The following is a 2,548-nucleotide window of genomic DNA, read 5'->3' as shown; positions in this document are numbered from 1 at the left end:
TGAAGGCGTCTTGATCCTTTTAGGCGTTAAAGACCGTAATTTCTCAATTCTTTCTAATTGCTGCTTTTCTGAATACCCACGAGAAAAATTATCTGTTGGGGAATGAAAAATAGCTGAGGAGCGCGCATAAACATTTACACCTGTAAACAAGCCAAAGAAAACAAAAATGGCACGAAAAATTCTCAAAAGAGAACTTTGGCGTAAAAATATCAATAACAATACAGATTGCCCCCGCTTTGCATTATTCATGAAGCACTCTTTAAAAGAACTTCATGAAACCTCTAACAAGTCCACTCAAAACAGCCACTGCCCTATAACGCTTTTAACAAAAGCACATGCCTCTGTGACCAAAAAAGTGACACCCAAAAACTGCTTTATTTTAACTGCTGAAGATCTCTCCCCCACATTTATATAAAAAGACCTTTAACCAAAACTGTTTAGCCCGTCAATGGTTAATACATCAATATCCCCAGTTTAATGCTACAATATATTTATCAATAATTAGAGATAAATTCACTCTCCAGCCCCTCTAAGCCACTCAACACGCATATAAACGAGACATCATGCTATCAAGCACATCCTGTCGTCAAAAACCATCATAGAAAACAATAAAGAAACCTCTTTTAAAACTTTCTACTCAAATAGGCAAAACTCTCTGTACAGCGCATTAAGCAACCGTTCTCCAAAGACAATGATCTGAGTGATCTGAACAGAAGAGTTTTGTCCAGTGCTGTCAGTCTTGTCAGTTCATTCTAGCTCCTATATTATTTTTTTAAATGAGAGAAAATTAAAAACATTATATTTCAATATGTTAGCATTTTAACGATACAACCTATATCGACATTACAACCTTAAATACAATCCATAATATATATTTGTCAGTTTGTGTCTGTAAATTGAACTAACAAACTAGATTATTTTAGTGACTCATAAAACCTATCAAAATACTCATTATGATATTTTAAAAGCACATAGTTCATTTGTCTTGATGAACACGTGAAACGAACAGCAAATTTTACTACTTTGCTGATCTTATCCTATGCCATGGGCTGTTGATAAACAGCCTTTTAAACCCCTTTTGAAAAAATATCGGCTTTTTTAGCAGTTTTTTCCCATTTTTATCGTTATTTGCTTTAAATGCATTTAATTGAATTCGTTTTGATTCTTTTGATGATTATTGATCATATCATAAGGCAAGGGATTTTTATTACAATATGCTGCAATCTATTAAGTATGATAACAAACACATCACTTTACGCTCCCTTTTACAATCCTATCGTGAACAGGCAACATCAAATGCTCTACGGGGGAAAGTATTTGAAGATTTTGTGACAAAATATCTTATGTATGACCCTCTCCACTATGGGCGATATGAAAAAGTTGAGAGCTATTATGAATGGGCGAAAGAGCGTGAAGGTTGGAATAAAAATGATATCGGCATTGATCTGGTTGCCAAACTTCGCAATCAAGAGGGTTATGTCGCTATTCAATGTAAGTTTTATCAAGCAGATCATCAGATCAGTAAAAAGGATATTGATAGCTTTATCGCGGCATCTGGAAAAGACATCTTTAAATATCGTCTTCTCGTTGACAGCACAGAAGTGGAATTAAGTGACAATGTGAATACCATGATTAAAGGACAAGCGATACCCGTTTATCGCATTGACCTTCGTCATATGGAAAACAGTCGGATAGATTGGCAAATATTTGCAACAAAACAAGAAGTGGTTCTGAAATCAACCAAAGAGCCTCGTTCCCATCAAGAAGAAGCCATCAAGAAAGTCTGTGAAGGTTTAAAAGAAGCAGACCGTGGCAAGCTGATCATGGCATGTGGTACGGGGAAGACTTTCACCAGTTTGAAGATAGCAGAAACCCTTGCTGGGAAAGGCAAGCGTGTTTTGTTTCTGGTCCCTTCTCTGGCTTTAGTCTCACAAACAATCCGTGAATGGACAGCCGATGCACAAGTACCTTTGCGTTCTTTTGCTGTGTGTTCGGATACAAAAGTAGGCAAGCGTCGTAAGAACCAAGATGATATTGTTGGCATGGAAACATCAGATCTTGTTCTCCCTGCTACCACGGATGCCCAAACCCTTGCCAAAGAAGCTTGCGAAAACCTAGCAGATGCAATGACGGTGGTGTTTTCAACTTACCATTCTATCCAAGTGATTTCAGATGCGCAAAAAGAGCATGGTTTACCCGAATTTGATCTAATCATTTGCGATGAAGCACATAGAACAACTGGGGCTGTGTTAGGAACAGACAAGCGTGAATCTGAATTTATCAAGGTTCATGATAACAGAATCATTCGGGGTAAAAAACGTCTATATATGACAGCAACCCCCAAAATCTTTACAGATAAGATAAAAAGGAAAGCTGACCTATCTGATACTGTTCTTGCCTCTATGGATGACGAAAAAATTTATGGCAAAGAACTGCATCATTATACATTTGCGGAAGCTCTAGAACATAAACTGTTATCACCTTGTAAAGTTATCATATTAGTTGTCAACGAAGAAGAAGTAAGTCAATCCATTCAACATCTGATTAC

The 2,548-nt window shown here is 37.0% G+C and carries 1 protein-coding gene and 1 pseudogene; one reads left to right on the top strand and one right to left on the bottom strand.

All coding sequences use genetic code 11. The annotated features are described in order from the left end of the window. Positions 1–249 (bottom strand): annotated as a pseudogene (locus ACFINX_RS09685) (ShlB/FhaC/HecB family hemolysin secretion/activation protein); the annotation flags it as partial. A gap of 965 nt (positions 250–1,214) precedes the next feature. On the opposite strand from ACFINX_RS09685, the gene ACFINX_RS09680 reads away from it, so the two are divergent. Further along, positions 1,215–2,548 (top strand): DEAD/DEAH box helicase family protein (locus tag ACFINX_RS09680; protein ID WP_375668759.1); only part of this gene is annotated, 1,334 nt, incomplete at its 3' end.

Origin of the sequence: Bartonella sp. AP36NXGY (assembly GCF_042195865.1) — a bacterium.
In the GTDB taxonomy this organism is placed as follows: Bacteria; Pseudomonadota; Alphaproteobacteria; order Rhizobiales; family Rhizobiaceae; genus Bartonella.
This window is presented reverse-complemented; position numbering and strand designations above follow the sequence as displayed.